We start from the raw sequence: 745 nt of genomic DNA on the forward strand, positions 1-745 counted from the left end.
GTTCATTCTGGTGTCAAGAGGAATGCCACTTCAAAATCCACTCATCTGCTCAGTCAAGTGGTTACCTAGGAGACCCATAGACGGAGGATAATGCAGGAGAAGACCGTACCTTACGGCCGCGGGGACCAAAGCCTGAAGCCTTAGGATATGGAGGCATGAGAGGGTTTTTCACAGCTGGAGACCCAGACTTGATGGGTAGTTGACCGTAGAACGGTGGGTACATTGGATAACCTGGATACTGGTGTTGAGGCTGGTATGGGGCAGTTGTGGTGGTTGCAGGGGTGGTCACTTCTACTGGGCTGTGGAAGCCAGTCATGTAAGGAGGCAGCTTTTGGTACCAGGGATATTGTGGTGGTTGTGCTGCTGGGGGAGGAACTGGGTCACCTTTAGGGTGAAAGGGATCAAATATTGGCATGGGATACTTGGGAGGGTACATGGGTTGTTGGAAAGGATATTGAGGAGGAGCAGCTGTAGTTGGCACAGTGGGAGGCAGGGTAGCAGGTACACCAGGGTATGGAGGATACCGCCAGGGTCCTCCAGAAGGGAAATGGTCAAACATTTGTTGCAAGACAGTTGGGTCACGTAGCGGAGTGGTTGGGGCTACAGTTGGGGTTATGGTTGGCTGTGTCAGAGGACAGGAATGAATCACTTCCTGGTCACCGTACATCAAAGGGAGTCGCCTTTCATTATCAGTCGTTTCCCAACAACTTCCGGTGAATGGTGCAATGATAAACAGCAAACCAGC

The sequence above is a fragment of the Pseudomonas sp. L13 genome (assembly GCF_009935965.1).
GTDB classification, from domain to species: domain Bacteria; phylum Pseudomonadota; class Gammaproteobacteria; order Pseudomonadales; family Pseudomonadaceae; genus Aquipseudomonas; species Aquipseudomonas lactis.